This window comes from Pelosinus baikalensis (genome assembly GCF_020819555.1).
Classification (GTDB): Bacteria; Bacillota; Negativicutes; order DSM-13327; family DSM-13327; genus Pelosinus; species Pelosinus baikalensis.
The window spans coordinates 108,433-134,571 of record NZ_JAJHJB010000001.1; the positions used below are offsets into that span (position 1 = coordinate 108,433).

General features: G+C 40.2%; 24 protein-coding genes and 2 riboswitches. Of the genes, 8 read left to right on the forward strand and 16 right to left on the reverse strand.

Annotated features, from left to right (window positions below; genetic code table 11):
* Nucleotides 1-8: 8 nt before the first annotated feature.
* The 8 genes from hrpB to LMF89_RS00485 all read right to left on the reverse strand — a co-directional run bounded on the left by hrpB (nucleotide 9) and on the right by LMF89_RS00485 (nucleotide 9,222).
* Nucleotides 9-2,459, reverse strand: a complete 2,451-nt coding sequence (hrpB, locus tag LMF89_RS00450; protein ID WP_229533374.1) for an ATP-dependent helicase HrpB — start codon at nucleotides 2,457-2,459, stop codon at nucleotides 9-11.
* Nucleotides 2,456-3,496 (reverse strand): DUF2157 domain-containing protein, encoded by a 1,041-nt coding sequence (locus LMF89_RS00455; RefSeq protein ID WP_229533375.1) that lies wholly within the window; start codon nucleotides 3,494-3,496, stop codon nucleotides 2,456-2,458. Before LMF89_RS00455 ends, hrpB begins: the two co-directional genes overlap by 4 nt.
* Nucleotides 3,497-3,657: 161 nt before the next feature.
* Nucleotides 3,658-3,825 (reverse strand): hypothetical protein, encoded by a 168-nt coding sequence (locus tag LMF89_RS00460; RefSeq protein ID WP_229533376.1) that lies wholly within the window; start codon nucleotides 3,823-3,825, stop codon nucleotides 3,658-3,660.
* A 350-nt stretch (nucleotides 3,826-4,175) separates the two neighbouring features.
* Complete coding sequence (locus LMF89_RS00465) at nucleotides 4,176-4,409, reverse strand: HTH domain-containing protein (protein WP_229533377.1); 234 nt, start codon at nucleotides 4,407-4,409, stop codon at nucleotides 4,176-4,178.
* The gene (gene msrA, locus LMF89_RS00470) at nucleotides 4,406-4,918 is read right to left on the reverse strand and encodes a peptide-methionine (S)-S-oxide reductase MsrA (RefSeq protein ID WP_229533378.1); all 513 of its coding nucleotides are present in this window, start codon (nucleotides 4,916-4,918) and stop codon (nucleotides 4,406-4,408) included. Before msrA ends, LMF89_RS00465 begins: the two co-directional genes overlap by 4 nt.
* Before the next feature lie 21 nt (nucleotides 4,919-4,939).
* Complete coding sequence (gene mutY / locus LMF89_RS00475) at nucleotides 4,940-6,022, reverse strand: A/G-specific adenine glycosylase (RefSeq protein WP_229533379.1); 1,083 nt, start codon at nucleotides 6,020-6,022, stop codon at nucleotides 4,940-4,942.
* Between the two features lie 466 nt (nucleotides 6,023-6,488).
* Nucleotides 6,489-7,655, reverse strand: coding sequence for a YibE/F family protein (locus LMF89_RS00480; RefSeq protein WP_229533380.1), 1,167 nt, complete (start codon nucleotides 7,653-7,655; stop codon nucleotides 6,489-6,491).
* A gap of 88 nt (nucleotides 7,656-7,743) precedes the next feature.
* Nucleotides 7,744-9,222, reverse strand: a complete 1,479-nt coding sequence (locus LMF89_RS00485) for an alkaline phosphatase (protein ID WP_229533381.1) — start codon at nucleotides 9,220-9,222, stop codon at nucleotides 7,744-7,746.
* Between the two features lie 268 nt (nucleotides 9,223-9,490).
* On the opposite strand from LMF89_RS00485, the gene LMF89_RS00490 reads away from it, so the two are divergent.
* Complete coding sequence (locus tag LMF89_RS00490; protein WP_229533382.1) at nucleotides 9,491-10,180, forward strand: HAD family hydrolase; 690 nt, start codon at nucleotides 9,491-9,493, stop codon at nucleotides 10,178-10,180.
* A gap of 2 nt (nucleotides 10,181-10,182) precedes the next feature.
* Here LMF89_RS00490 and LMF89_RS00495 read toward each other — a convergent pair whose 3' ends face one another.
* On the reverse strand, nucleotides 10,183-10,653 hold the full coding sequence (locus tag LMF89_RS00495; protein ID WP_229533383.1) for a hypothetical protein: 471 nt from the start codon (nucleotides 10,651-10,653) through the stop codon (nucleotides 10,183-10,185).
* Between the two features lie 139 nt (nucleotides 10,654-10,792).
* On the opposite strand from LMF89_RS00495, the gene nfsA reads away from it, so the two are divergent.
* Nucleotides 10,793-11,530 carry an oxygen-insensitive NADPH nitroreductase gene (gene nfsA / locus LMF89_RS00500; RefSeq protein ID WP_007960310.1) on the forward strand — a complete coding sequence of 246 codons (738 nt, stop codon included), beginning with the start codon at nucleotides 10,793-10,795 and terminating at the stop codon, nucleotides 11,528-11,530.
* 51 nt (nucleotides 11,531-11,581) lie between these two features.
* Here nfsA and LMF89_RS00505 read toward each other — a convergent pair whose 3' ends face one another.
* The 4 genes from LMF89_RS00505 to LMF89_RS00520 all read right to left on the reverse strand — a co-directional run bounded on the left by LMF89_RS00505 (nucleotide 11,582) and on the right by LMF89_RS00520 (nucleotide 16,908).
* Nucleotides 11,582-12,148 carry a nitroreductase family protein gene (locus tag LMF89_RS00505; RefSeq protein WP_007960309.1) on the reverse strand — a complete coding sequence of 189 codons (567 nt, stop codon included), beginning with the start codon at nucleotides 12,146-12,148 and terminating at the stop codon, nucleotides 11,582-11,584.
* Nucleotides 12,149-12,261: 113 nt separating this feature from the next.
* Complete coding sequence (locus LMF89_RS00510; protein ID WP_229533384.1) at nucleotides 12,262-13,536, reverse strand: Nramp family divalent metal transporter; 1,275 nt, start codon at nucleotides 13,534-13,536, stop codon at nucleotides 12,262-12,264.
* Nucleotides 13,537-13,538: 2 nt separating this feature from the next.
* On the reverse strand, nucleotides 13,539-14,828 hold the full coding sequence (locus LMF89_RS00515) for a magnesium transporter (protein WP_229533385.1): 1,290 nt from the start codon (nucleotides 14,826-14,828) through the stop codon (nucleotides 13,539-13,541).
* Nucleotides 14,829-15,040: 212 nt separating this feature from the next.
* A riboswitch (M-box (ykoK) riboswitch) is annotated at nucleotides 15,041-15,211 on the reverse strand.
* Nucleotides 15,212-15,341: 130 nt separating this feature from the next.
* Nucleotides 15,342-15,519, reverse strand: a riboswitch (M-box (ykoK) riboswitch).
* Between the two features lie 447 nt (nucleotides 15,520-15,966).
* The gene (locus LMF89_RS00520) at nucleotides 15,967-16,908 is read right to left on the reverse strand and encodes a DMT family transporter (protein WP_229533386.1); all 942 of its coding nucleotides are present in this window, start codon (nucleotides 16,906-16,908) and stop codon (nucleotides 15,967-15,969) included.
* Between the two features lie 227 nt (nucleotides 16,909-17,135).
* Here LMF89_RS00520 and LMF89_RS00525 point away from each other — a divergent pair, with 227 nt between their 5' ends.
* The 5 genes from LMF89_RS00525 to LMF89_RS00545 all read left to right on the forward strand — a co-directional run bounded on the left by LMF89_RS00525 (nucleotide 17,136) and on the right by LMF89_RS00545 (nucleotide 22,172).
* On the forward strand, nucleotides 17,136-18,443 hold the full coding sequence (locus tag LMF89_RS00525; protein WP_229533387.1) for an ABC transporter substrate-binding protein: 1,308 nt from the start codon (nucleotides 17,136-17,138) through the stop codon (nucleotides 18,441-18,443).
* Nucleotides 18,444-18,529: 86 nt separating this feature from the next.
* Nucleotides 18,530-19,408 (forward strand): carbohydrate ABC transporter permease, encoded by an 879-nt coding sequence (locus tag LMF89_RS00530; RefSeq protein ID WP_229533388.1) that lies wholly within the window; start codon nucleotides 18,530-18,532, stop codon nucleotides 19,406-19,408.
* A complete protein-coding gene (locus tag LMF89_RS00535) occupies nucleotides 19,398-20,225 on the forward strand; it encodes a carbohydrate ABC transporter permease (protein ID WP_007960302.1) in 828 nt (275 codons plus the stop codon). Before LMF89_RS00530 ends, LMF89_RS00535 begins: the two co-directional genes overlap by 11 nt.
* The gene (locus tag LMF89_RS00540) at nucleotides 20,111-21,331 is read left to right on the forward strand and encodes an ABC transporter ATP-binding protein (protein ID WP_229533389.1); all 1,221 of its coding nucleotides are present in this window, start codon (nucleotides 20,111-20,113) and stop codon (nucleotides 21,329-21,331) included. Before LMF89_RS00535 ends, LMF89_RS00540 begins: the two co-directional genes overlap by 115 nt.
* Nucleotides 21,332-21,392: 61 nt before the next feature.
* Complete coding sequence (locus LMF89_RS00545) at nucleotides 21,393-22,172, forward strand: sugar phosphate isomerase/epimerase family protein (protein WP_229533390.1); 780 nt, start codon at nucleotides 21,393-21,395, stop codon at nucleotides 22,170-22,172.
* Between the two features lie 37 nt (nucleotides 22,173-22,209).
* Here the strand turns inward: LMF89_RS00545 and LMF89_RS00550 are convergent, their stop codons facing one another.
* From LMF89_RS00550 to LMF89_RS00560, 3 genes are all read right to left on the reverse strand, one after another.
* The gene (locus tag LMF89_RS00550; RefSeq protein WP_229533391.1) at nucleotides 22,210-23,397 is read right to left on the reverse strand and encodes an aminotransferase-like domain-containing protein; all 1,188 of its coding nucleotides are present in this window, start codon (nucleotides 23,395-23,397) and stop codon (nucleotides 22,210-22,212) included.
* Nucleotides 23,398-23,474: 77 nt separating this feature from the next.
* On the reverse strand, nucleotides 23,475-23,786 hold the full coding sequence (locus LMF89_RS00555) for an AzlD domain-containing protein (RefSeq protein WP_229533392.1): 312 nt from the start codon (nucleotides 23,784-23,786) through the stop codon (nucleotides 23,475-23,477).
* Nucleotides 23,776-24,462 (reverse strand): AzlC family ABC transporter permease, encoded by a 687-nt coding sequence (locus tag LMF89_RS00560; protein ID WP_229533393.1) that lies wholly within the window; start codon nucleotides 24,460-24,462, stop codon nucleotides 23,776-23,778. Before LMF89_RS00560 ends, LMF89_RS00555 begins: the two co-directional genes overlap by 11 nt.
* 120 nt (nucleotides 24,463-24,582) lie before the next feature.
* On the opposite strand from LMF89_RS00560, the gene pdxR reads away from it, so the two are divergent.
* Nucleotides 24,583-26,094: a MocR-like pyridoxine biosynthesis transcription factor PdxR gene (gene pdxR / locus LMF89_RS00565; protein ID WP_229533394.1), complete on the forward strand. Its 1,512-nt coding sequence runs from the start codon at nucleotides 24,583-24,585 to the stop codon at nucleotides 26,092-26,094.
* Nucleotides 26,095-26,139 lie beyond the last annotated feature (45 nt).

The following is a 26,139-nucleotide window of genomic DNA, read 5'->3' on the forward strand; positions in this document are numbered from 1 at the left end:
AGCTTCTTTTAGGAACGAGGACGAACGCGATGGGTTGGCATGGCCTTAAGCGGATCATCCGGCCAATAATGCTTCGGATAACGTCCCATAAGATCTTTCTTCACTTGAAAATAGGTATTCTCCCAAAAGCTAGCAATGTCTTTGGTTACCTGTACCAAGCGATGAGCTGGAGATAAGAGATGAAGAGTTATTGCTACTTTTCCCTGTCCAATTTTCGGCGTTTCTTTTAAACCGAACATTTCCTGCAGCCGTACTGCCAGTACAGGTACAGTAGCATCACTATAGTCAATGGGTATACGCTGCCCACTAGGAACAAGAATATGAGTTGGTGCCCATTCATTTAATTTTTGCCCTTGTTCCCAACTAAGCATTCCTCCAAGAATGGCTGCCAAGTTTAGTCTCTGCAGGTGATCACAGTTACTCATGCCATATAAATAGGAACCTAACCACTCCCCTAATGTCGTCATCAGGGAATCATCAGACACATTTGGCCAATCAGGATCAATTTCGTGCATAAACATAAGCCGCTGACGAAATTGACATGCACTTTTTGTCCAGGGCAGAAGATGCAATCCTTCCTCTTTAATTCCTTGAAGGAGAGCAAAGAGAAGTTCTTCTGAATCGCAATTTACCAAAGGCATACTTTCTAAAAGCAGAGCATCTAATTTTTCGACTCTTCGTGCTCGTACAGCTTTTACTTCATGGTCCCAGGCTATACGATCCTGCACGCTAATCTGTTCTTTAAAATGCTCTTTTATCATGTTTAGGTGAACTGGTGCTGCTAAAAAAATACGTTTTTCGCCTTGCTGATCTCCCCCTAACTCAGCGGCTACCAGATAGGGTTCCGTCGCCAGCAATTGAGGTTCTTTAAACGCTGCGCCATGACCATTACGCAGCAGAAAACGTCCATCTCCCCGCCCTTGACCAACCCGCTCCGGATAAGCAAAGGCCAGCAGCAGACCACAGGCTTCCAGGCTATCAATGCCCCCATTAGTAACCGCAAAGACCTGTTTCCAATAACGAATCTCGGTTTGGATGGAATGATAGCTACCTTTACGTACCATTTCAATGCGTAATCGCAAATCAGCATCAGACAAGCCTTGAAAAAGCTCTCGATGACTCAGTACAGCTGCCATTTCACAAGCTAGTTTTCCATATCCTAACCTTATGCCCTGAAAGATCATATGAGCAATACGAGGATGAAGACCGATTTTTATCAACTGCTGACCATGAGGAGTAATACATCCGTCACAGGATAAAGCTCCCAGCTGAAAAAGCAATTGTCTCGCTTGAAGGAAGGCAGGCTCAGGCGGCAGATCAAGCCACTGTAATTCACCTGGATCTTGTATCCCCCAAGCAGCTAATTCTAATACCAAGGAGGTCAAATCAGCCTCCATAATTTCCGGAGTGCTTTTGTCCCTATGAGCCAATTCTTCCTCGTAGGTCCATAAGCGATAACAAATTCCTTCCTCAGTACGTCCTGCTCGACCACGACGTTGATCAGAAACGTCCCGCGACACCTTAACCGTCTCTAAATGCATCATACCAGTACGAGGTGAAAAACGAGGTATCCGCATAAGACCGCTATCAATCACAATGCGCATTCCTTCCAAGGTAATACTCGTCTGGGCAATGGAAGTTGCTAATACGATTTTTCGTTTTCCTAATGCCTGGGGTAAAATCGCCATATCCTGCTCTTCTTGAGATAAGCCGCCGTATAGTTTAGTAATTACTGCATCCTTTTGCATGCCGATTTTTAAAAGCTGGGACTCAACTCTATGTATTTCGCCAGCCCCAGGTAAAAACACTAATATATCTCCCTGCTCTACTATAGCAGCCTCCTGAATTTTCCGGACAACAGCTAACTCAATACGCTCTGTAATTGGACGCTGTATATAATGAGTCGTAACAGGAAAAGATACACCTTTACTGATGATGACAGGTGCATCTCCTAGTAAAGACGCACTAGGCGCCGTATCTAAAGTCGCAGACATAATTAGGATTTTTAAATCCTCACGCAGTACAGACTGGGACTGCAAACAAAGAGCCAGTCCTAAATCAGCATGAATACTACGCTCATGGAATTCATCAAAGATTACCATCCCAACATCTTCTAGTCCAGGATCATTCTGCAGCAGCCTCGTTAAAATCCCTTCGGTAATCACTTCAATACGAGTTTTAGAACTGATGCAGCTATCAAGGCGAATCCGATAGCCTACCGTCTCTCCTACTTTTTCTCCCAAAAGAACTGCCATATGTCGAGCTGCAGCCCTGGCGGCTAGACGCCGCGGCTCCAGCATGAGAATTTTTTTCCCTGTAAGCCAACTTTCCCCTAGGAGGGCCAAGGGAAGACGTGTGGTTTTACCAGCCCCTGGCGGCGCTACTAAAACAGTATTCACAGAATCACATATCGTCTGTCTTAATGTAGACAGAATCTCATCAATCGGCAGTTTTTTCATTTCGGCAGAAACTTTCTAATTGCTTCTGGCACTTTATCTTTAATATACTGTTCTATTTTTAACTGATTTCGATTATAGAGAATACCAATATAAATAATTCCAATACCAGCAAAACTCAAAACAAAGGGAAAGAGTATTGAATGATTAAATACCCGATAAGCCAAATGGCCAATATAACCATTTACCCCAATCGCACCGCACACCAAGAATATTTTGCGCTGCAGGAGAACTCCTACAATTAATAAAACGACATTAATGAGACAATATAGTATTTTGGACCACTCCTGATTGCTGTCAAGAAGCGTAAGCCCCAGCCAAAAAACACTGGTCCCAAACAAGTATCCCCAAAAAGCATAATCTTCTTTATAGCTATGTTTGCGGCAGTAATAATCCGTAAGAAATGCGAGAACTATCATCACTAAACCAAATAATAATGACATCCAGCGTACATTCGTCCACTCACTGCCTGTCCCAAAGAAAAAAGGCGTTACATCAATGGACAATAAATATAAGGAAAAAAATAAGGGAGCTGTTAAAAAAGGGAATTTAAAAAATCGCAGAGCCAGAGATGCACTGACAATTGTCCCTAATTCGATCCAAATCCAGCCGCCGCGCATCCACTCATAATGATCCAGATAATGACCCGGATAGGATTGCGGCCACCACCCTAGAGTCCGCTCTAAGCCAAAAATAGCTAAAGGAGTCATACAAACTGCCATTACAATCAGTAACCCTCCTGCAACTTTCAGGCTTTCTTTCTCCCATAAGCGCCTTCCAACGAAGACAAAACAACATGCATATAATACAGCAATGCCAAACATTCCCATACCGCCAAGAACATCCCAAGCAGTATCCATAAACCATCCCATAGCGGAAATAACAATCAGCGCTCCTACATAATAGGCTAAATGTGAAATCTGAAAACCGTTTTTTCGCTCTTCCTTTCCACTCCATAAATGCCACAAACTCTCCCCTTGCTCCTGGGTAATAATATTTTGGGAAACTGCCTCTTCGATTTCTTTATTCGTAATGTTCACTTCAATCCACCTCCTGGAACGTTCTTGTAGTCTCTTTCGAAAACAACTATCTATAGCCACAAACAGGTAAAGGATGAGCATAACTATAAGCGTAGGTTAAGTAACACGGCGAAGCGTTAGCTATGCTCATCCTTTGCCGTCCTAATGAGACTTCCATTCCCTTATACAAATTTCTTGGCACCTGCAATAATACTCTTCAAAAATACTGATTTAATAGGTTCAATAGCTAAGAATATAAAAACCGGTGAATAAGATGCCCCTATTATATTACGATCTAAGCGTTGCTGAAGTAAACGATATTCCTTTTCACTATTAACAATATGTCCCATTTCCCCCCCTGCGCAAACCATGATTTTGAAATAACAGAAATTAAAGGTGCGATGATTAAATATAACATATATATGAACATTAGTGAATTTTTCAGTCTATCCTTACTATAGCAAAAAGACGATCGCTTTAAAAGAAGCAAAGCTGAAAACGCTACGCTATCTTTTTAAAAATAAAAACATTTTGAACCACAAAGACGCAAAGGACACAAAGGGGTTTTATTTATTTTTTTGTGCACTCCTTTGTGTGCCGCGTTAGCGGCATTGTGCCTTTGTGGTTCATAATATCTCACCTTTTCCGCACCTAAAAACTTATACTTTCTATGCTTATAAGAAAAAACCTATTCATCACTTCATTTTAAGCGATGAATAGGTCTGCCCACGGGCATGTATTCCAACAACATTTGCAGTTTTCCTTCCATCACTAGGTAATCCAAATACCGACGAGCTGTAACGCGAGAAATTCCAACTTCATTTGCTACTTCATCAGCTGATAATGCTTCACTTGCATCACTTAATAAGCTAACAATGGAATCTAAGGTTAACCCATGCATGTTCTTAGGTAAATGGTCATTGGTCTTAGTCATTTTAGCAGAAAAATCTTTTTTTCTTCTGGTTTTGCCAGCATTAAATTGACATGACAATATCCATTGGGTGTTTTCTGTAAATAATCCTGATGATATGCTTCTGCCAAGTAAAAATTCTTTACAGGCTCTACTTCTACTACTATGGGTTCTGAATAAGATGACTGCTGCTCCTTAATAAATTCCAGTATGCATTCTTTTTCCATCTCGTCGGAATAATACACGCCACTGCGATACTGGGTCCCCTGATCCGGTCCTTGACGATTGAGAGTTACTGGATCAATAATTCTAAAGAAATGCTCTAGTAATTTCCTTAAAGGCAGCACCTCTTCATGATACGTAACCTCACAAACTTCTGTATGTCCTGTTGTTCCCGAACATACTTGCTGATACGTAGGATTTTCTATCTGCCCTTGTCCGTATCCTACTTTGGTGTCTGCTACTCCCTTAAGTTGTTGAAAGTAGGCTTCTACACCCCAGAAGCACCCTCCTGCCAGCCAAATTTTTTTCATAACCAATCTCCTCTCCAGCTTCTATTCGAAGGACTGCCAACTCTCTTGACTATTTTTTTCTGCTAAGTACTTCTCCATTTTACGATGAGGTCCGGCAAAAGATAGTTTCTCCCAATCTGTACGATTTACCCACTTTAGTTCCCTATCATTCGGCACGATCCTATCTGGCGCAGCGATACAATAATAGAAGGAAATATCCCATTGGCGATGACTAAAAATATGTGTGCATTGGAGCAGCAATCTTTCTAATTCAATTACTTGACCTGTTTTTTCTTGGATGCCCTGACGGAAGATATCCATAGCTTCCCCATCTTCCCCAATTTCTACCGTTGGAAATTCCCACATTCCCGCCAATAAACCTCTATTGGGCCGCTGATGCAACAGAAAAAATTCACCTTGACGAATCACTCCTGCCATAAGACGCACTGCTTTAGGCGGTGCTTTTTTCTTTTTTACAGGAAGCTGTCCTTCCTTGCCTTTTCTTTTTGCACAGCAGCAGTCTGCTAGTGGACATAGGGTACACCGGGGCGTTTTCGGAATGCAAATGGATGATCCTAAATCCATTAAAGCCTGATTAAAGTCACCTGGATGCTCTTCGGACATCTCATCGGCAACCAGCTGTTTTATGACCTTTTTAGCAGCGGGAGAAGAAATTTCTTCCTCTACACAAAATAATCGGCTAAAAACCCGCAGAACATTCCCATCAATAGCTGGCTCTTTTTTATTATAGGCAATGCTTAAAATGGCCCCGGCTGTATAGTCACCAACACCGGCAAGACCTATTACCTCTTCTTTCGTTTGCGGTACTTGTCCCCCATAGGACTGGCTCACCTCTCGTACCCCCTGCAGTAGGTTTCTGGCCCGGGAATAATACCCCAGTCCTTGCCAGTGACGAACCACTTCCTCTTCCTCGGCCTCTGCTAAACTTTCTAAGTCGGGGAATCTCTCCATCCATCTATCAAAGTAGGGTTTAACAGCCTCTACCCGAGTTTGCTGCAGCATAATCTCTGAAACCCATATCCGATAGGGATCTTTATCCCTGCGCCATGGTAAATCCCGTTTAGAATTTTCATACCATGTCAATAATAACTGTGCGATTTTCATTTCTTCTCCTTATTGCTACAAATCTTTGTCAAAACACTTTCTTATTATTATATAGTTTACTATATCACAAGCTGTTACACAAAATCCGTATACTACCTATTATCTTAGAAAAACGCTACGCGTCCTTTAAAATCGATAAAGCGAATAGAACCACAAAGACGCAAAGGACACAAAGGGGTTTTATTTATTTTTTTGTGCACTCCTTTGTGTGCCGCGTTAGCGGCATTGTGCCTTTGTGGTTCATAAAATCTCACCTTTTCCACACCTAAAAACTTATACTTTCTAAGCTTATTATAAAAAACGCTGACGCGTCCTTTTGAAACATAACCGTTTGAAACACAAAGAACGCAAAGGCGTAGAATCAACACGTCTGTTGTGTTCTTTGTGTCCTTTGCGTTTAACGTTCTCTTTATAAAGACTTATACTTTCTAGTAAAAAAGATTCTCCATAATTCAGTCTTTGCTTATCACCGGATATTTTCTTTTTCCTGCACTTTATTACCACTATCCACCAATGTTGCAGAATGTGGTACTAATAACCATCCTGCCAGTATGGCTGTGAAGGGAGCTACTAACACCACACCAAAGCTTCCTACAAGAGTGTGTAATATCTCTGCTGCAATATAAGTCAAGTTTAGTATATTCACTACTGCCGTTCCTTGGGCCATAAATACCATCATTAAAGCTGTAAATGCACCTGAATATGCCAAAAGCAATGTTGTTGTCATAGTCCCTACAACGGCTCGACCAACATTCATACCTGAAGTGATAACTTCTTTTCTAGTTATACTTGGCTTTTGCTCCACAAGCTCTGCAACGGATACTGCAATATCCATCGCCACATCCATCATGGCTCCAGAGGATGCTAAAAAGATCCCTGCCAAGAATATTTTAGTTAAATCAATATGACTAAAACCCACATGAAGCAATGTTTCTGCAAAAGGCACAACCGCACCATGCACTTTAAATAAGTCACCAAAAATAATACCAATTATACATGCAGCAATCGTACCGCTAATCGTTCCTAAAAATGCTACGACACCTACCCGATTTAATCCAGCTATCAAAAAAGTTACACAACCGACAATAAGGCATACTACCAATTGGGAAACAATTATAGGATCCCAGCCTTTTAGGAATAAAGGCCATAAAACTTTCCAAAGAATTAAAATTGTAAATATAAAAGAAAGTAAAGCCTTTACCCCCGTCCATCTAGCATACCAGAACAAAACCAAGGCAAATAAAGCAAAGAGTATCCCTTCTACGTCTAGCCGGTAATGATCAATCAAATTTGCTGCTTGAATTTTTCCTTGTTCTCCTTTTATCACTACTAAAGCAACATCATCTTCTTGAAATAACTTATCCATTTCCAACTTTCCTAACAATGTATTCGTCGTTTCTACTCTTTCACCTTTATATATTCCATCCATGATTTCGATAGAAACACCTTGTACACCCGTTTTTACCACACCTCTTTGATGAACGTTCTGATTGTCTACAGCCACAATCTTTGCTTTACTGCGTACATAATCATCATCCTGAATGGGGAAACCTGTAGGAATCAGGTAAAGAAAAATGGATACAAGGGTAATGATAACTACAAAAATTTTATCAGATCTTTGCTGTTCTCTCATACAGGTAGTTCCTCTCTATATTATTAGAGGGATGGATTCGGAGCCAATTCTCCTTCCATCCCTCGCCCATGCGGTTGATGCTATACTTTTATTGGAATTTCAAACCCATAATGTTCATTATTTTTTTTGCAACATCTGTATTATCATAAGAGCCTTGGAATAACTCTCCGCCTATGCCTTGTGCATATACCGGTATTGCTACACCTGTATGCGCGTAGGTTGTCCAGCCGATACCAGCCTTCTGGTTTAAGATATGAGTTGTCGTAACAGAAAAAGGCTCATATCCACCATATAATAAATAGGCTTGCTCATTCTTGCTTCTCTTTTTAGGGTCTATCATACTAGCAGCCAAAGAATCTTTCAGACGACTCTTATCATAATCACTCAATTCCGTCAGACCAAATCTTTCACTAAGAACCGGCAGCCAATCTTCTAAATTAGCTCCATTTGGACCAACAGTATCCCGATAGTTCTTAATTGCCTTATCAAATTCTTCAAAAGACAAAGTTTGCTTATTTATCTTGTTATAAAAAGTCTCATACTGAGTTCCAGCAAAGCCTACAGTCATACCACCAGTCTCGTGGTCACCTGTAACAACAATCAACGTCTCATTCGGATGTTTTGCATAAAACGCAAGGGCCTCCATTATTGCGTTGTCAAAGGCCATCACATCTCGAACAGTAGTAGCAGCATCATTCGCATGACAGGCCCAGTCTATCTTCCCGCCTTCTACCATCATAAAGAAACCATTCGGATTATCCAGCAACTCGATCCCCTTCTTAGTATAATCTGCCAAGGACACTCTATCCTTCCGGTCAATATCATACTGCATGGCAGAATCTGCGGCAAGCTCAGTACTAAAAGCAATAATTTTACCATCATTCTTGGTTAGTGCCATAACATCTTCTTGCGTATTAACAATCTTATAACCCTTTTGCTTGGCAATCTCTAAGGCATTGGGCTTATCCTTTTTAGGTCCTGTAGGCGAAAGCAATCCGCCTCCTGCGAAATAATCAAATCCGCTATCTCCCAGAGAAATGGCGATTTCATAAAGATTTTTACGACTTGCTTCATGAGCATAAAATACAGCGGGCGTCGCATGATCAATAGACACGCTGGAGACAATTCCTACTTTCATACCTTTTTCTTTTGCCATTTCCGCCATAGACCTAAACTTAATTTGCTTGGTAGGATCCATTCCCAGTATATTATTATTGGTCTTATAACCTGTTGCCAAAGCAGTGCCCGCAGCAGCAGAATCCGTTATAAAGGTATTCGCCGAGTGGGTTGTTTGTATACCAACGTTAGGGAATACTGTAAAACTTAAACTTTCTTTATTCATAGGATTATTACTAGAAAGTGTGCCTTTAAAAATCTCTGTAGAAGTAATTTGTGGCATACCCATACCATCCCCAATAAAGTAAAACACATACTTAGGCTTCTTACCATAATAACCGTTTTCAACACCAGCGTTGACAATTTCTTGCTTGGGAAAAGCAGACACAATAAGTACCAATAAAGTGACAATTACAAGAGAAAAGCTTAACCATTTTACTCGTTTTTGCAAGTTTACTCCCCCTACACTATAGTTTCTGATTTAATTGTATATAATAAATAGGCTGCATTTGTTATCAATAAGTTAAGATCTAGTAAATATTGTAAGCTATTGGTTAATAGATAGCTAAAGTCCATCATCCTTTTATGGAAAGATGCGCTTTAACTAATAGGTTATCTGATAGTTTTTTTGCATAGGAATAAAAGTTAAATCCAACAAGGATATTGACTATAAACATCTAATTATAGTATAGATCAGTATGAAAAAGGAGGCGCATCGCTTGAAGATTTTATTTTGGGATATTGATGGCACCTTATTGAAAACAGCTAAAGCTGGCTTATATGCTTTTGAAGAAGCAGTTTCCGAAGCCCTGCACACAAAAATTGATTTTACCACCATCAAAACAGCTGGCATGACTGACTATTACATCTCCCATCAAATACTCCTTCTCGCCACAGGACGGGAGCCCTCTGTCCATGAAATCTGCAATCTAGTCAGCCTTTACGAAAAAGTATTGCCAAGCCACTTAGCAGCCCGCAAAGGTCACCTTACTCCCTCAGTAAAAGATATCCTGATCTATCTACAGCAACAATCAGACTATACTTGCCTAATCCTTACAGGCAACACCGAATTTGGTGCCAAAGCAAAACTGCACCAATATGGGTTGGATGGCTTCTTTGATTTCTCTTCCAGTGCCTTTTGCGACAATTGCTACAATCGCAGAGAGATATCCAAACAAGCACTCACAAAGTTGCAGCAAAACTACCCGCAAGTGCCATTGGATCAAGTGTATGTTATTGGCGATACACCCAACGATATTGACTGTGGTAAGGCCATTGGTGCGCAAACTATTGCAGTAGCTACAGGCCGATACTCATTGGAAGAACTACAAGATCACTCTCCATGGTGGGCTGTATCTACCCTGCCTTCGCCTGTAGAATTTGCAGACCATTTAGGAAGAAAAGGATAATTTTAATACTTTTTTTCCCAAAACATGTGAATACTATCTGAATGATAGGTTTTATCACGCTGGACTTTAATTACTTCTTCTTCACCAGGTATTTTAATCGTAATGCCTTTACTAGGCTGAAGACTCACGCCAGGACTAAGAATGATTTCCTTCTTTTTATTTTTAATAGAGTAGGTATGTTGTTCCAGATCCACAGAATCTTCCCGGGAGGTTACTGTCGGCATGGAAGATAGGGTTAGTTTATCATTTTTCAACTGGTTAGTGGGAGCTACAACAGGCTGCTCCTCTTTCACCTTTATAACAGTACCATCACCCTCCCTATTTAGAATCACAGTTTCAGCGGGAGGGATATTTTCCGTACCATTCTCTGACCTGCTTTCCTTTTCTACATCATGTCTGGTGAAAATAAAGTACGCTCCAATTAAAACTACCAATGTTAGAAGGAAGCATATTACTTTTGGATTTTTCTTCACAACAATCTCCTTTTACACCCTTATGCAACATTGAACAATACTATATTACAATATTATATTCTTATAGTGTAAATCACATGACATCGCAAAGCAACTTACTTCAAATCGTCTTGGCATTTATTTTTTAGGAGGTTTTACCATGAATCATGTAATCGAATTGTTAAAAAAACATGTATCGGTTCGAAAGTTCACCACGCAGCCCGTTGATGATCAATTGCTAATAGAGATCATCAAGGCAGGCCAGCAAGCTTCCACCTCCAATCACATTCAAGCCTATACCATTATCAGGGTAAAAGACAAGAATAAGAGAAAATCCATCGCTAAATTAGCAGGCAATCAGGCCTGTGTTGAAGAAAGCCCCATTTTCTTAGTATTTTGTGCTGACCTAAACCGATTAGGCAAGGCCTGTAGAATGAACAATAAAAGATTTGAAAGCGGTTATACGGAAAACTTCATTTTAGCTACTGTAGATACGAGCCTAGCAGCACAAAATATCATGGTTGCCGCAGAATCAGTGGGTCTTGGCGGTGTATATATCGGTGCATTACGAAATAATCCTGAGGATGTTTGTGAGTCATTAAACCTCCCCCATAATGTATACCCTGTATTTGGCATGTGTCTCGGCTACCCGGAAATCCGAAATAAAGTAAAACCCCGCCTCCCTTTATCCTTAGTTTTTAAAGAGGATAGTTATCATACTGAGGGAGATGAAGAAATCTTAAAAGAATATGATCATAGCATTAGAGATTATTATATCGCAAGAACCAATGGGGAAAGAAGCAATACCTGGACAGAAGGTATGTCTACTTTCCTAAAAGACAAGCAGCGCCCCCATATGAAAAGCTTTTTGGAAACTAAAGGGTTTGAGATGAAATAAATGAACAAAAGTCTGATCCATAAAATGGATCAGACTTTTGTTCATTATAGATTATTCTACAATAATATCCTGCAACTTACGTTTTGGTACATGATGTTCCTGATTCTTGTCTCGCCAGTATTTAATGTCATCCCCATCTTCAATTTCATCGAGAATAACAGTCTCTTTTGGCTTGCCCAGAGCAATAACCAGTAAAATTTCATATTGATCCGAAATCTGCAATGCAGCCTTTAGCTCATCGCGCTTAATACTTTGGATCATACATCCACCAAGATCCATGGAGCGTGCCCCAAGCAAAATACTTTGTGCTGCAATTCCATGATCAACACCACTCGGCCCTATATGCGTATCTTGAAGAATCACAATATAACCAGAAGGTCGTTCTCCTTCTTCTGGTCCTGCCCATTCCTTTAAATAACCCGCCCACAGTAAATGGGGGAATATTAATTCATTCTTTGTTTTATCCCCTGATATGATATATTTTAAAGGCTGTTTATTAGCTCCTGAAGGCGATAATCTCCCATAATTAACAAGCTCTCTCAATCGTTCTACTGAGATACTGTGTTCTTCATGAAATCGTCGGTAGGATCGATTAGAAACAATTAAATCATAAAACATATGGCTAATTCCCCCCATTTTATATTTAAAAGTTTCTTTCGACATATTTTCTATTTAACCTTTAATCTCCAATACCTAGTTTTGTCTCATAACTAAAATGCAGATGAATACCTTTATAGTCCTAAGTACTTTACTAAATTCTCCATAAAATCTGGCATTAACGTAGACGCTAATAACATGAGGGTCAATAAAATTAACACCACGGTAAAAGTCCATGAGACCACATTGTACCATGCAGGATTTACATAATTACCCATAATGTTTTTATTATTAGCGATCAGCACCATAAAAATTAGAATGGGCGGCAAAAGCGCGCCGTTAACGACTTGAGAGGTAATCATAACTTGATACAACGACAAATCTGGCCATAGTACTAATCCGGCACCAATGACTATTAAGGCTGTATATAGACCAAAAAAAGCAGGAGCCTCTTTATAGGTTTTACTAACACCGCTTTCAAAACCTAATGCCTCGCAAACAGCATAGGCCGTACTAAGAGGCAATATAAATGCCGCCAGCATAGAGGCACCCAATAAACCAAAAGAAAATAGCAAACTGGCATATTCACCAGCCATTGGTTTTAATGCCATCGCTGCATCCTTAACTGAATCAATGGCAATATTATTTGCGTATAAAGTAGCTGCCGTTGCCACGATAATGAAAAAAGCAATCAGCCACGTAAAAAACGCACCAAACATCACATCCCAAAAGGTATACTTATAATCTTCAGCAGTTATTCCTTTATCAACAATCGATGCCTGAACATAAAACTGTCCCCAGGGTGTAATCGTAGTGCCAATTACACCAATCGCCATGATTAGAAAGTCCGCATCAGGAGAAAAAGTAGGTGTAATCGATGCAACGAATACTTCTCCCCATGGAGGATCAATAATGATGCCTGAAATAACATAGCTTAAAAAAGTGGCACACAACACTAAGAAAACCTTTTCGATTTTTCCATAATCTGCTTTAAGTACCAGCCACCAGATTAAAAATGCCATAATGGGTACTGCAATGTATTTACTCACGCCAAAAATTTCAAAGCTAGTTGCAATACCTGAAAACTCGGATGCCGTAGTACCAATATTAGCAATTAGTAACACACTCATAGCAAAAAAAGTCCATTTAACACCAAACAATTCACGAATTAAATCGGATAGCCCCCGTCCTGTAACAGCCCCTGTCCTTGCTGATATCTCTTGGGCAATCGCCAGGCAAATACTACTGATCAGTACAATAAATAACAGTCCATAGCCATACTTTGCTCCAGCAGCAGCATAGGTGGCAATACCGCCGGCATCATTATCGGCAAATGCTGTGACAATTCCCGGTCCCATTACAGCTAGGAATAATCCTAATCTCTTACGCATATTCTTTATTGCATTCATATTTATCGCCCCCGCCCTGCCGTTTTTGTTAAGGCAAACCAGGAGTACGTATCTAGCTTGCCACGCTCTGGCATTAATATATCAAGAATATCATCGACTGTAACAATTCCTACCATAATATTCTGTTCATCAACCACTGGTACCGCCAATAAGCTGTATTTATTAATGACTTCCGCTACTTTTTGATAATTATCTCCATCCTGTACCACAGCAACTTTCGTATGCATCAATTCTTTTAAGGTAGTTTGGGGCGCAGCAACAATTAACTCTCGCAATGACAGAACTCCTTGAAGGTGTTCTTCATCATCCATAACATATAGATAATAAATGGTTTCCGCTGTTGGTGATAATTCTCGCAGCTGATTGATAGCCTCTTCTGTGGTAATATGAGAAGAAAATGCAATAAACTCATTGGTCATTAAGGCTCCAGCAGTACCTTGCTCATATTGCATGAGTTCTCTAACTTCCTCAGCATCATCACTTTCCATCAATTGCAGCAATCCTTCGGATTTTTCTGCTGGCAACTCACCCAAAATATCAGCGGCTTCATCTGGAGCCATTTCTTCTAGAATGTCAGATGCTCGCTGTGCATCCATTTGTTCAATAATTTCTACCTGGGTATCCAGATTTAATTCTGCTAACGTATCAATTGCCTGTTGATCATCTAAGTTTTCTATAAAGTTGGCCCGGCGTTTATAATCCATTTCCTCGATCAATTCTGCAATATCTGCAGGATGCAGTTCTGTCAGCTGCTGTTTTAAGCGATTAAGCTGAAGGTGCGAATTCCAGCTTTCCAAAGGCTTAATAAACTCTAAAATCAGCCAATTTTGTTTGAACTTTGTAAAGACAAATTCCAACCCCAATCGTCTGAACAAACCACGCACACCAATGTCAACAGCGACTAACACCATATGCTGTTTTCCATCTTGCACTACCCAAGATAATATAATATCGTTTACCCTTACCATTTTGGAACCTTTAATATCAATGATTTGTTTATCCAGCAGCCATTTGCTGGCATAAATATCATTTTCATGCAGAGGAACTGTTTGATCTACAGTGAAATTTTCGACAAGCTCTACCCTATTATTGTCACGAAGCACAATCCATTCGATTGGAATCAGATTATGTATTTTATTTTCATATTTGACACCAATCACTCGCGGATATACGCCATCCCAGCGTACTGCGATGTCCTTTACCCGCCCAAAACGATTCCCGGCTTTATCATAAATCGACTGACCGATTAATTGGCTAAAGTAGAATTCACCTACCATTTTTAATGCGTTCATATTTTATTCCTCCTTCTTTGCCTGGAGTCCGCCCGCCTTAACGTGAACAGACAAGTTGATACATTGATATTTGCTTATATGGCCACTGGGTCCGGAATCCATAAAACCACCTCCTATTCCTTCTTTACCTTTCGATGGGAATCGATAGCAAAAGACCTTCTCTCATTAGATAAGAAGGTCTTTTCATGCTGCCATGATCCAATACTTGCTTTGACCTTCTCCAATCGTTGAGTTTTAGCACTGCATAACGTAGAGGTACACGATCCTCAGCCACCTTGAGTAAAACCTTAATTCGGTAATACCTGTTCTACCCATTGGCGTCTTTCGACGTTTCCGGGCAGTGGCCTGTGTTTATGCAGGAGCCTCACCTAACGAAGAAGTTCTATATTTATATTTCTGATTTTCTTGCCTTACTATAGTATATCCTACTACAGCCGCATTGTTCATCCAAAACAAGAAAATAGATAAAGCCCCCGTTACCGGAAGGCTTAAAAAGCGAACTTAATACATCCACACCTTCCCCACTCGTACGAGCTTTGGCACTGCATAACGTAGAGTACAAACTAAAAATCCCTCAGCCACCTTAAGTAAAACCTTAATCCGGTAATACCTGTTCTACCCATTGGCGTCTCTCGACATTTCCGGGCAGTGGCCTATGTTTATGCAGGAGCCTCACCTAACGAAGAATTATTTTTCTACTATGAGCGTACTACCTTTAGCGAAATGTGTCAATACCTATTTCACATTTCGTCAAATGTTTAATTCCCCTATTAATATGATCTTATAGTAGAAAAACGATCATCAATAGCGATTATAGTCTTAAATCTCCCGTTATGTCTATTTTTATCCCTTTACCTATTTAATATGCGTTCTTAACTTTCTATTCTTCTAAATCCTTAACTGATTTTTCACATTCTTTTTATAAAAAAACACTGACGGATCCCTAAAAAATAAAAATTTGGAGCCGCGAAGATGTAAAGACAATGAAGAAAAAATAATCGAACCACAAAGACGCAAAGTACACAAAGAGTTACATTTCTATATCTTTGCGTACTCCTTTGTGTGCCGCAGCAGCGGCATTGTGCTTACAAAACCTATAAATGCTATGTATAAGAAATTCTTACATGATTACACATCTTTATGGCACCAATTTATTAGTATCCGAATCTACTATCGCATCATTTACATTTACACTTTCTTTTGATCTTGTCAAATTTTGCAGTTGAGATAAAAGCATTCCAGCAAACATGATAATACATCCTACCAGTTCCTGAGGACCTAACTTTTCATTTAATATCAACCAGCCGCCAATGGCAGCAAATACGGTTTCCATGCTTAGAATTATAGCAGCATGAGAAGGCTGAGCGCTTTTTTGGGCAACAACTTGCAAGGTATAAGCAACCCCTACAGAAAGAATACCGCCATATAAAATAGGAACAGCAGCCTGATAAATAGACTCAACACGAATAGTTTCCATAAATAATGCCGCAATTAAACTTAAAATAGAACAAGTAATAAACTGAAAAAAGGCCAACTTCAATACAGGCACTCGACAAGAAAAATGATCAATTACTAAAATGTGGATTGCCCAAAAAAACGCTCCTATAAGTTCCAGTACCTCACCATAGGAAATATAAAGACCATCTTTCACACAGAGAAGGTATAAACCCACAACGGCAATTAAAGATCCAATCCAAGTGCTCATGCTGACGTATTGTTTTAAAAGAATTCCCAAAATGGGGACGATTACAATATATAGACAAGTGATGAATGCAGCTTTCCCCGCCGTTGTATAGATTAAACCAATTTGCTGCAAGGTTGCGGCAATAAACAATACTACACCAGCAATGATCCCCGCTATAATTACCTGCTTTGAATCATCTTTCACCTGAATGTCTTTGGGAGAACGATTTTGATAATAAAGGATCAAGGGTATTAAAGAAAGGCTCCCCAAAGCAAATCGCACACCATTAAAAGTAAAGGGTCCTACATATTCCATTCCCACTCGCTGGGCTACAAATGCTAATCCCCATATAGTCGCAGCAAGTAAAAGTAGCAAATTCGATTTAAGTATACTCATAACAACACTCTCTTTACTAATTTGTATTTTGAATAAGATACAATTTATCACATATAACAAGGTTAGTCAAAATGCCAACCATTTTCATTCTCGTATAGTAGTATATACATAGCCTAAACAGAAGTACTTTAGAAATAAATTAATATAGACTTAATCTTTCTCTAACAATACATCCATCTTAAAAAGATATTATTATACATGTAATTTATCTATAGGGGGAACAAACATTGAAAAAAATAACTCAGCTATTTGCCTTATTATGTATCGGAGCATTCACTATTGCAGCTTTAGGGTGCGGCAGTTCTCAAAACGCATCCTCAAAAACCCCAAGCAAGGTTATGATTGAATATTGGCATGTAAATGCAGAAAGTTTTGGCGGTCCTTCCGTTAAACAACTGGTAGAACAATTCAACAAAGAAAATCCTGATATTGAAGTCGTAGAAAAATATAACCCTGACATGTATAAGGGGTTAACACAAAACTTGCAAGCGGCTATGGCATCCGGAAAAAATCCCGATGTTGTACAAATGGGGTATAGCTACTTAAATTATGCAGGTGAAAATTTAAAGTATGCGTCTATACCAGATATCATCACAAAACTATCACCAGAAGATAACACCTACTTAAAAGATAATTTCCTGCCGAATGTACTCTCTTTAGCTACAACTGATGATGGTAAACAAATTGGACTTCCTTACTCTGTCAGTGTACCTGTACTCTACTACAATCCAGATGTTTTCAAACAAGCTGGTTTAGATCCAAGCCAACCACCACGCACTTGGCAAGAAGTAACACAATATGCCAAAACCATTAAAGAAAAAACTGGTATTATGGGCTTCTTTATGCAAGAATATGCTGACAACTGGGCGCAGCAAGCCTTGATAGAATCGAACGGCGGACAAATTTTAGCAAAAAAAGATGGCCGCACTATGGCTGGTTTTGACACTCCTGAAGCATCCGAGGCCTATCAAGTACTAGCTGATATGGTGAAAAATGGTCACGGTCTGCACGCAACAAATGAAGAAGCCTTCCAAGCTTTCTTAAGCGGAAAATTAGGCATGGTATGCACAACAATTGGCAAACGGGATAATTTTGAAAAAAGTGCTAAATTCACCGTTATGGCTACACAGTTTCCATCGTTTGAAGGAAAAACAAGAAAACTCCCTGCGGGCGGAAACTTGCTCATGATCTTCTCTCAGGATCCTGACAAACAAAAAGCAGCTTGGCGCTTCGTTAAATTTCTAGAATCTCCTGGAGCACTTGCCCTTTGGAGTAAAGGCACTGGCTATCTGCCACCACGAAAAGGAGTAACAGAAGATCCTCAAGGATTGAAAGATTTTGCTGAACAAAATAAAAACATGCAAGTGGCTATGTCTCAAATGCCTGAAGTTGTGAAATGGGCTAGCTTCCCTGGTGCTAATGGTTTACAAGCCGAACAAGCACTTATCGATGTCCGGGATATCATACTCAGTGGAAAACAATCTGCTGCAGATGCTCTTAAACAAGCAGCTGCTAAAATCAATTCTCTGCTTTAATCAATTTTTGCTAAAAATGTCGTGAGAATCCAAAAGGTTTTTACGACATTCTATGCTTACTATTTTATGGAAGGATAACAAACCGAATGAATCGTTTTACTTGGCAGTCTGCTTTATTTCTAGCGCCAGCCGCCATTACATTATTACTTTTTGCTTATTGGCCACTATTACAAGATGTCTGGCTCAGCTTCCACTCCTGGAATATGGTAAGCCCTACGATGAAATTCGTAGGACTTCAAAATTATCTACAGTTACTTTCTAGTGACGAATTGATCAAAATACTCTTAAATACAGTTCTTTATATTTTGGTTTTAGTCTGTGTAAATTTCATTTTCCCCTATCTTTTATCCTTTATCATTGCTCATCGTCTCAATCGATTCAGCTTTTTTTATCGTTCCGCCTTATTCATCCCCAGTACAGTTTCTCTGGCTGTAGCCAGTATTCTCTTCCTCTGGATATTGAATCCCTTAGCTGGCCCCCTCAATATTATCCTTTCGGCAATTGGCTTAGAATCCCCTCGTTGGTTCAAAGAATCTGGATTAGTGATTATCGTTATTGGACTGATTATCGGCTGGAAAGTTTTCGGCTATAACCTCATTCTACTAGTAGCGGCCATGGTGGATGTTCCTAAAGAACTGATTGAAGCCGCTCGCCTAGAAAATGTCTCCAATTGGCAGCTTTTTCGACGCATTATTGTCCCTATGACATCATCAACAGCTCTTTATGTCTTTGTAATTACCGTTGTATTTGGCTTACAATATGTTCTTGTTCCCGTGAATATGTTAACGCAAGGTGGCCCAGACCAAGGCAGCAGCAATTTGGTATATATCGTGTATCAATACGGTTTTGTCTTTTTTCAAACAGGCAAAGCCTCTGCCTTCGCCATATTAACGATGCTAATATATGCTCTCTTTTTGATTGTGAAGACGAAGGTATTAGACAAGAAGGTGCACTATGAAAATTAACAGCTATCGGGACTGGTACTGGCATATTTTACTCTTATTAGCAGTAGTGATTCAACTTTGGCCTCTCCTCTTTATGCTTTCCACTTCCTTTAAGACTATGGACCAAATTTTCCTATCCACGTTAAATCCCCTTCCCGCCAAACCTGTAATAGACAATTACTTGTATGTGCTGAAAAATCTCCCACTAGTACAGTATATTGTAAATACCTTATTAATTGCTAGCAGTATCACTCTTGCTAAAATTATCACAAGTATTTTAGCTGGTTTTGCTTTTGTTTATTATGAATTCTCTCATAAAGAAAAGCTTTTTAACACATTATTACTGACCTTTTTTATTCCCATTACCGTTGTCATGATGCCAAACTATTTGCTTATATCCAAACTTGGTTTATTGAATACGCCTTGGGGAGTCATACTGCCTCAACTAGCTGACGGCATGGGAATCTTCTTAATGCGCCAAAGCATGCGCAATATCCCTAAGCCATTGTTAGAAGCAGGAAGATTAGAAAACGCCAGTCCCTGGGTCATATTAACACGAATCATATTACCGCTTATCAAACCTTCCGTAATTGCCATGGGAATTGTCTTCTTTATTAACTCTTGGAATGATTACTTTTGGCCACTGCTCATTCTACATGATAAACCCACGTACACATTGCCTCTGGCACTACAAATGTTTATCAGTGCTGAAGGCGGCAGTGAATGGGGCATTGCCATGGCAGTCGCCATGCTTACTGCCCTACCACCCCTCTTATTATACCTAACCTGCCAACGTTTTATTATGAATACCTTTATGCAATCTGGGGTGAAAGGATAGATGAACTCATGAATGGAATTATTTTTGAAAATGTTTGCAAATCCTATGGTGAAACTGCGGTGGTCAAAGATTTAAACATGGCCATCCAAGAAGGCGAGCGACTCATTTTACTAGGTCCATCCGGTTGTGGAAAAACGACAACACTCCGAATGGTCGCTGGCCTAGAGAACATCACAGCAGGTACCCTCAAGATGGGAGGACAAGTTGTAAACACAGTAGAACCTGGTGCGCGAAACATCGCCATGGTGTTTCAAAACTACGCATTATATCCCCATATGACCATATGGGAAAATATCACTTTCGGTCTTTTCATTCAAAAAATACCAATAGAAGAAATCAAAGCAAGAACTAAACAAGCACTAGAAATCCTCAATCTATCAGGCTACGAACAACGAAAGCCAAACGAATTGTCTGGAGGCCAAAAACAGCGAGTAGCTCTTTGTCGTTCACTAGTGAAACAAGCTCCTTATTTTCTCCTAGATGAACCTCTTTCCAATCTGGATGCACAGCTTCGCCTGCAAGCCCGTACGGAATTAGTTAAAATCCACAATCTCTATCGCCCAACTTTCATCTATGTTACCCATGACCAGGTAGAGGCTATGACTGTGGGACAACGAATCGCAATCATGAACCAAGGTGCTCTGCAGCAACTAGACACACCAGATGTCATCTACCAACGTCCTGCCAACACTTTTGTTGCCTCTTTCATCGGATCTCCTCCGATGAATTTGCTGCAAGGAGCTTTCCGCGATGGTGCCTTATGGATTGCAGGCAGCCGTGTAAATCCCCCCACTAAATGGCACACACTTTTAGCGGAGCATCAGGAACTATGGATTGGGATTCGTCCAGAACAATGCTGTCTAAGCGACACCCCCATGCTCCATGGACAAATAGAATTTGTCGAACATCTAGGCAGTCAGCGCTGTATCCATCTTCGCCTACATCAAAACGGTCAACGCCTGCTATGCATGCTTCCAGCGGATCAACCAATTCCTACAGGAACAGTGGGGGTTTCTTTCTCTTGGCAACATGTAAATGGATTTGATGGGCATGTTGGGAAGAATATTGGACTTCCAAACAGAATATCTCATAACTATGCATGCTAAATTCTATTCTTTAGGCGTAGAATACTCTATTACATCACGAATTTAAAGGAGGTCAAAACCTTTGCTTATATCCCTTAGCAACTTATCCTTTATCGGATTTAACTATACTGCATTAAAACAACTCCCCGACAGCTTAGGGCTAGAAATTTTTTATGAATTCGGCAATCATTCTCATTGGGAAAAAGTGTTAAAAGAAATTTATCCTCATCGATCACCGCAAAATTTAAGCATTCACGGACCGTGTATTGGAGTTAACTTAGCTGATGAAAATGACAGCCACTATCTAACCCATTACAAAGAGGTCTTTGAATTTGCCGCCAAGTGGAATGCCAAATTTATTGTAGTACATACCAATGAAGAATTTACGGGAGACAAAGCGCTTGTCCGTCAGCGAGTACAACATCGACTTCAAGAGCTTTTGCTATTCTCTAAAAATTATGAGATCCAAATACTCATTGAAAATGTTGGATTACAGACAAAAGGCACTCTATTATTTGATTGGACAGAATACCTAGAACTACTATTAACGTTACCAGAAGCAGGTGCGTTGCTCGATGTAGGACACGCATTCATTAATCAATGGAACTTACCGGATGTCATTGAACAATTAGGAAAAAGGCTTATCGCCTGTCACCTTCATGATAATCATGGACTATCCGATGACCACCTCCCTGTTGGTCATGGGACGATTAACTGGAATGTATTATTTTCCGCCATTTGCTCATCGGCTCCCGAAGCAACCCTTGTCTTTGAATACGCCAATGTGGATATTCAGACCGCTTTAACCAGCATTCAAACTATTAAAAACAATTATTTACAAGTGAGAGCTACCTACGATTAAGATTCAGCTGAAGTGAATACTTCAGCTGAATCTTTTTTTAGATCATTACATTTTTTATCGCAAGAGATAACCGTTGTATCCCTTCAATGATTTTTTCTTCCGACATATTTGAGTAATTTAGTCGAAAGGTATTTTCAACACCGCCATTCGGAAAAAAGGAATCCCCCGGTACAAAAGCTACATTATTTTTCAGACAGTCATGAAGTAAGTCTACGGACTTAATATGCCTAGGAAGCTCAACCCATAGAAACAGACCTCCCTGAGGGTGAGTAAAGCTTACTCCTTGAGGCATTGTTTTATTCAGCATTTCCACCATTACATCTCTGCGTTTTCGATATACGGCAACTAGCTTTTCTATATGTGTTTCAAAGTCAAACACATCCATGTAGGTTGCAATCTCCATCTGACTTCTTATCGATGTACATAAATCAGCCCCCTGTTTTACTAATACATATTTTTCAATAAATTCAGCATCTGCAGCAATCCACCCTATACGTAATCCTGGACAGAACGTTTTCGAAAAAGTGCTTGTAAAGATGACATTTCCTGACTTATCCATTGATTTTAATGAAGGAAGAATCTCGTTTTCAAAACGTAATTCTCCATAGGGATTATCTTCAATAACTGGAATGTCATATTGTTTTACTAGCTTCATAAAATCACGTCTACGTTCTAGCGACCAAGTTTTTCCCGTAGGGTTTTGAAAATCTGGGATCACATAAATTAGCTTTATACTTTTCTGTGTTGCAATTATTTTTTCAAGTTCTTCTATAATCATTCCCTGGTCGTCTGTGGGCACTTCTATAAAACGCGGTCCATAAGCTTTAAAAGCGCTAATGGCCGCCAAATATGTTGGACTTTCGCACAGTACGATATCTCCTTCATCCAAGAAGAGCTTTCCAGAAAGGTCTAGAGCCTGCTGTGAACCACAAGTGATTACTATGTTATCAGCAGTAACACTTGTTTTAAATTTTCGGTTCATTCGCTCTGCTATTTTCTCTCTCAAGGGTTTATATCCTTCAGTAGTGGAATATTGTAAGGCTTCTCTACCCATTTTTTCTAATACCCTTATGGATATCTCCTTTAATTCTTCCACCGGAAACAATTCCGGAGCGGGCAATCCCCCTGCAAAGGATAATACTTCTTCCCGCTGAGTAATCTTTAGTATTTCCCTAATCTCTGACGCCCGCAATGTTCCCATACGTTTTGCAAAAGCAACCGCCATAACGAAGTCCCTCCTATATTTATTATGATCAAAATCTTTACTGTGAATAGAACTCCCATTTGAGTCAAACAGCAAACTCACATCATCCGCAATACCAATATCATGGTCATACCTGCCCCCATAGTCACAATAGGAGGTTGACGATTATAAGCTACCAAAGCCGTTACTATGCCTGCCAGCAGATAATGATTTGAAAAAGTTAGTGCTATATAACCTTTTGGTGCAAAAAGGGCTGGCGCAATCAAAGCAGTAAGTATTGCAGTAGGTACATGCTTCAAGAAACGTCCAAGCCCAGCAGGTACATCTCCCAAAAGCCCTATACTAGCAAAACGAGTCACAAACGTCACTACCGCCATAGCAAGGATATTCATGAGAATTTCAAATCGCATCTTGTTTCCCTCCCATAAGACCACCAGCCATAGCTGCAGCCAAGCAAGCAATAATGATATACCATTTACCAGGAATTAAAATAACAGCCCCGACGCTAACCAGAGTTGCAACAAGGCATACGATTACACTGGCTTTGTCACGTAAGCGAGGAATCAGTAAGGCTAAGAAGGTAGCTGGCATAGCAAAATCCAATCCCCAAGAAAGTGGATCACTTATGTAATCTCCTAAAATAACACCGCCGATCGTGGACATCACCCATAAGAGGTAACATATTACATTGCTTCCCAACTGATAGGCTCCTGTATAACAGCCTGCTTGTGCACGTTGTATTGTCACAGCATAAGTCTCATCCGTCATTCCACAGGAAAGAAGAGCCTTAAACGGCGTGGATAGCCCACTCATATAAGGAGCAAGGGAGGCTCCCATTAAAAGATGACGAAGATTGATTAATAAGGTCGTAAAGCTAACCATTGCCAAGCCAGCCCCCTCCATAAGCATCGGCAGACAGATAAACTGAGCAGATCCAGCAAAAACCAGTATGGACATTGCAATGGTCTCTCCTGAAGTTAAACCAATGGACTTTCCCAAAATACCATATGCTAAACCAAATGGAATCATCCCAACTATTAAAGGTATCGTGTCACTTACACCCTTGCGGAAGTCCTTTTCTCGCATTGTTTTCCCTCCAATACTTTACAGTTTTTTTACTTATAATAGCTTGCAGGAATTTAATTGTAAATATCCAATATAATATAATTAAAATACCAATTCTATCTTTTAAGGAGAATTAGATAAATGGATATTACCAAAATGCTAAGTGGTATTCGAATTGACCAATCTAGTTCAGCCCCCATGTATTTGCAGCTTGCAAATGGTTTAGCTGCAAAAATTCAAAATTCAACCCTCTCTGCTGGCACCAAGCTGCCTCCAGAACGAGAACTCGTCAGATTACTGGAAGTTAGCCGTACTACAATAATTAACGCCTACAGGCTTCTGGAAGAACGGGGTTTGATAATAACACGAGTCGGCAGCGGCACTTACGTTGCTGAGCCATCATTTACAGATCAGTCAGCGGCCACTATTCTTTGGGAACAATTGTTTACACCTCAATATAAATCACCACTGTCATCACTGTTGCGTACTTTAATTGCTACTCCCACGGCAGATGAGACAATTTCTCTTGCAGCTGGTATGCCAGATCCAGCCTTTTATCCTCTCTCCATTATTGAAAAAGCTCTCGTATCCAGTAAATATGACCTTGAAGTTTCAGATTTCGGCCACATGACTACCGAAGGATATCTTCCTCTAAGGCATTCCTTAGCAGCATGGCAAAGCCGTCTGGGAATACAAGCCACTCCTGATCAATTTCTAATCGCCTCTGGCTCGCAGCAAGGTCTGTATCTCATTGTAAAAGCCTTCGTAGAACCCCGCGACTACGTGATAGTAGAATCACCTACTTACTTGGGAGCAATTCAGGCATTAGAAGCTTCTGGCGCTCGCATCCTAACCCTGCCACCATCTGATGGTATTAATTTTGAATTGCTTGAAGACTATCTAATACGCTATCGCCCTAAATTAATGTATACAATTCCTACTTTTCAAAACCCTACTGGCAGGGTTATGTCGCTGCACGATCGGCAAGAATTAATTCGATTAGCCTCACGCTACCGCTTGGTCATCATAGAAGATGATCCCTATAGTCAGCTCTATTACGGTCAGCAGCCCCCTCCTTCGCTCAAGAGTCTCGACACCTATGGCGGTGTAATTTATATGGGCACTTTCTCAAAAATACTTTTTCCAGGTTTACGAACAGGCTGGGTCACCGCCGCTCCACAAGTTATCAATCGATTAGCACAAGAAAAACAGCACATCGACCTACACAGCAATAGTCTTTCTCAAATTATTCTTCATACTTGTCTGGAAGAAGATTACCTGGCAAATCATTTAGCTACTGTCCGCGTGGAATACAAAAAACGCCGGGATGCTATGGTTGGCGCTATCCGACGTTTTTGCAGCGGTTATATAAATTTTAATATACCTGAGGGAGGGTTTTATCTGTGGTGCAGCATAACGCCTCCCGCCTCTGGTGCAGAACTAATTCGCCGTGCAGCTACAGTAGGTGTTTCTTTTGTACCTGGTGAAGCTTTTTATACAAATGGAACTAAAAGCAATGAAATACGTCTTTGCTTTGCCACCCATAATGAAGAACTGCTAAAAGAAGGCATACGAAGATTAGGGCGCATCTTTGCATCAGGCGCTGCGAATGCAGCACAGCCGTCAGACATAGCTGGCCGACCAATTATTTAACAAAACAACACCAAAGAATTTGATCTATGAGTGAACCATACCATA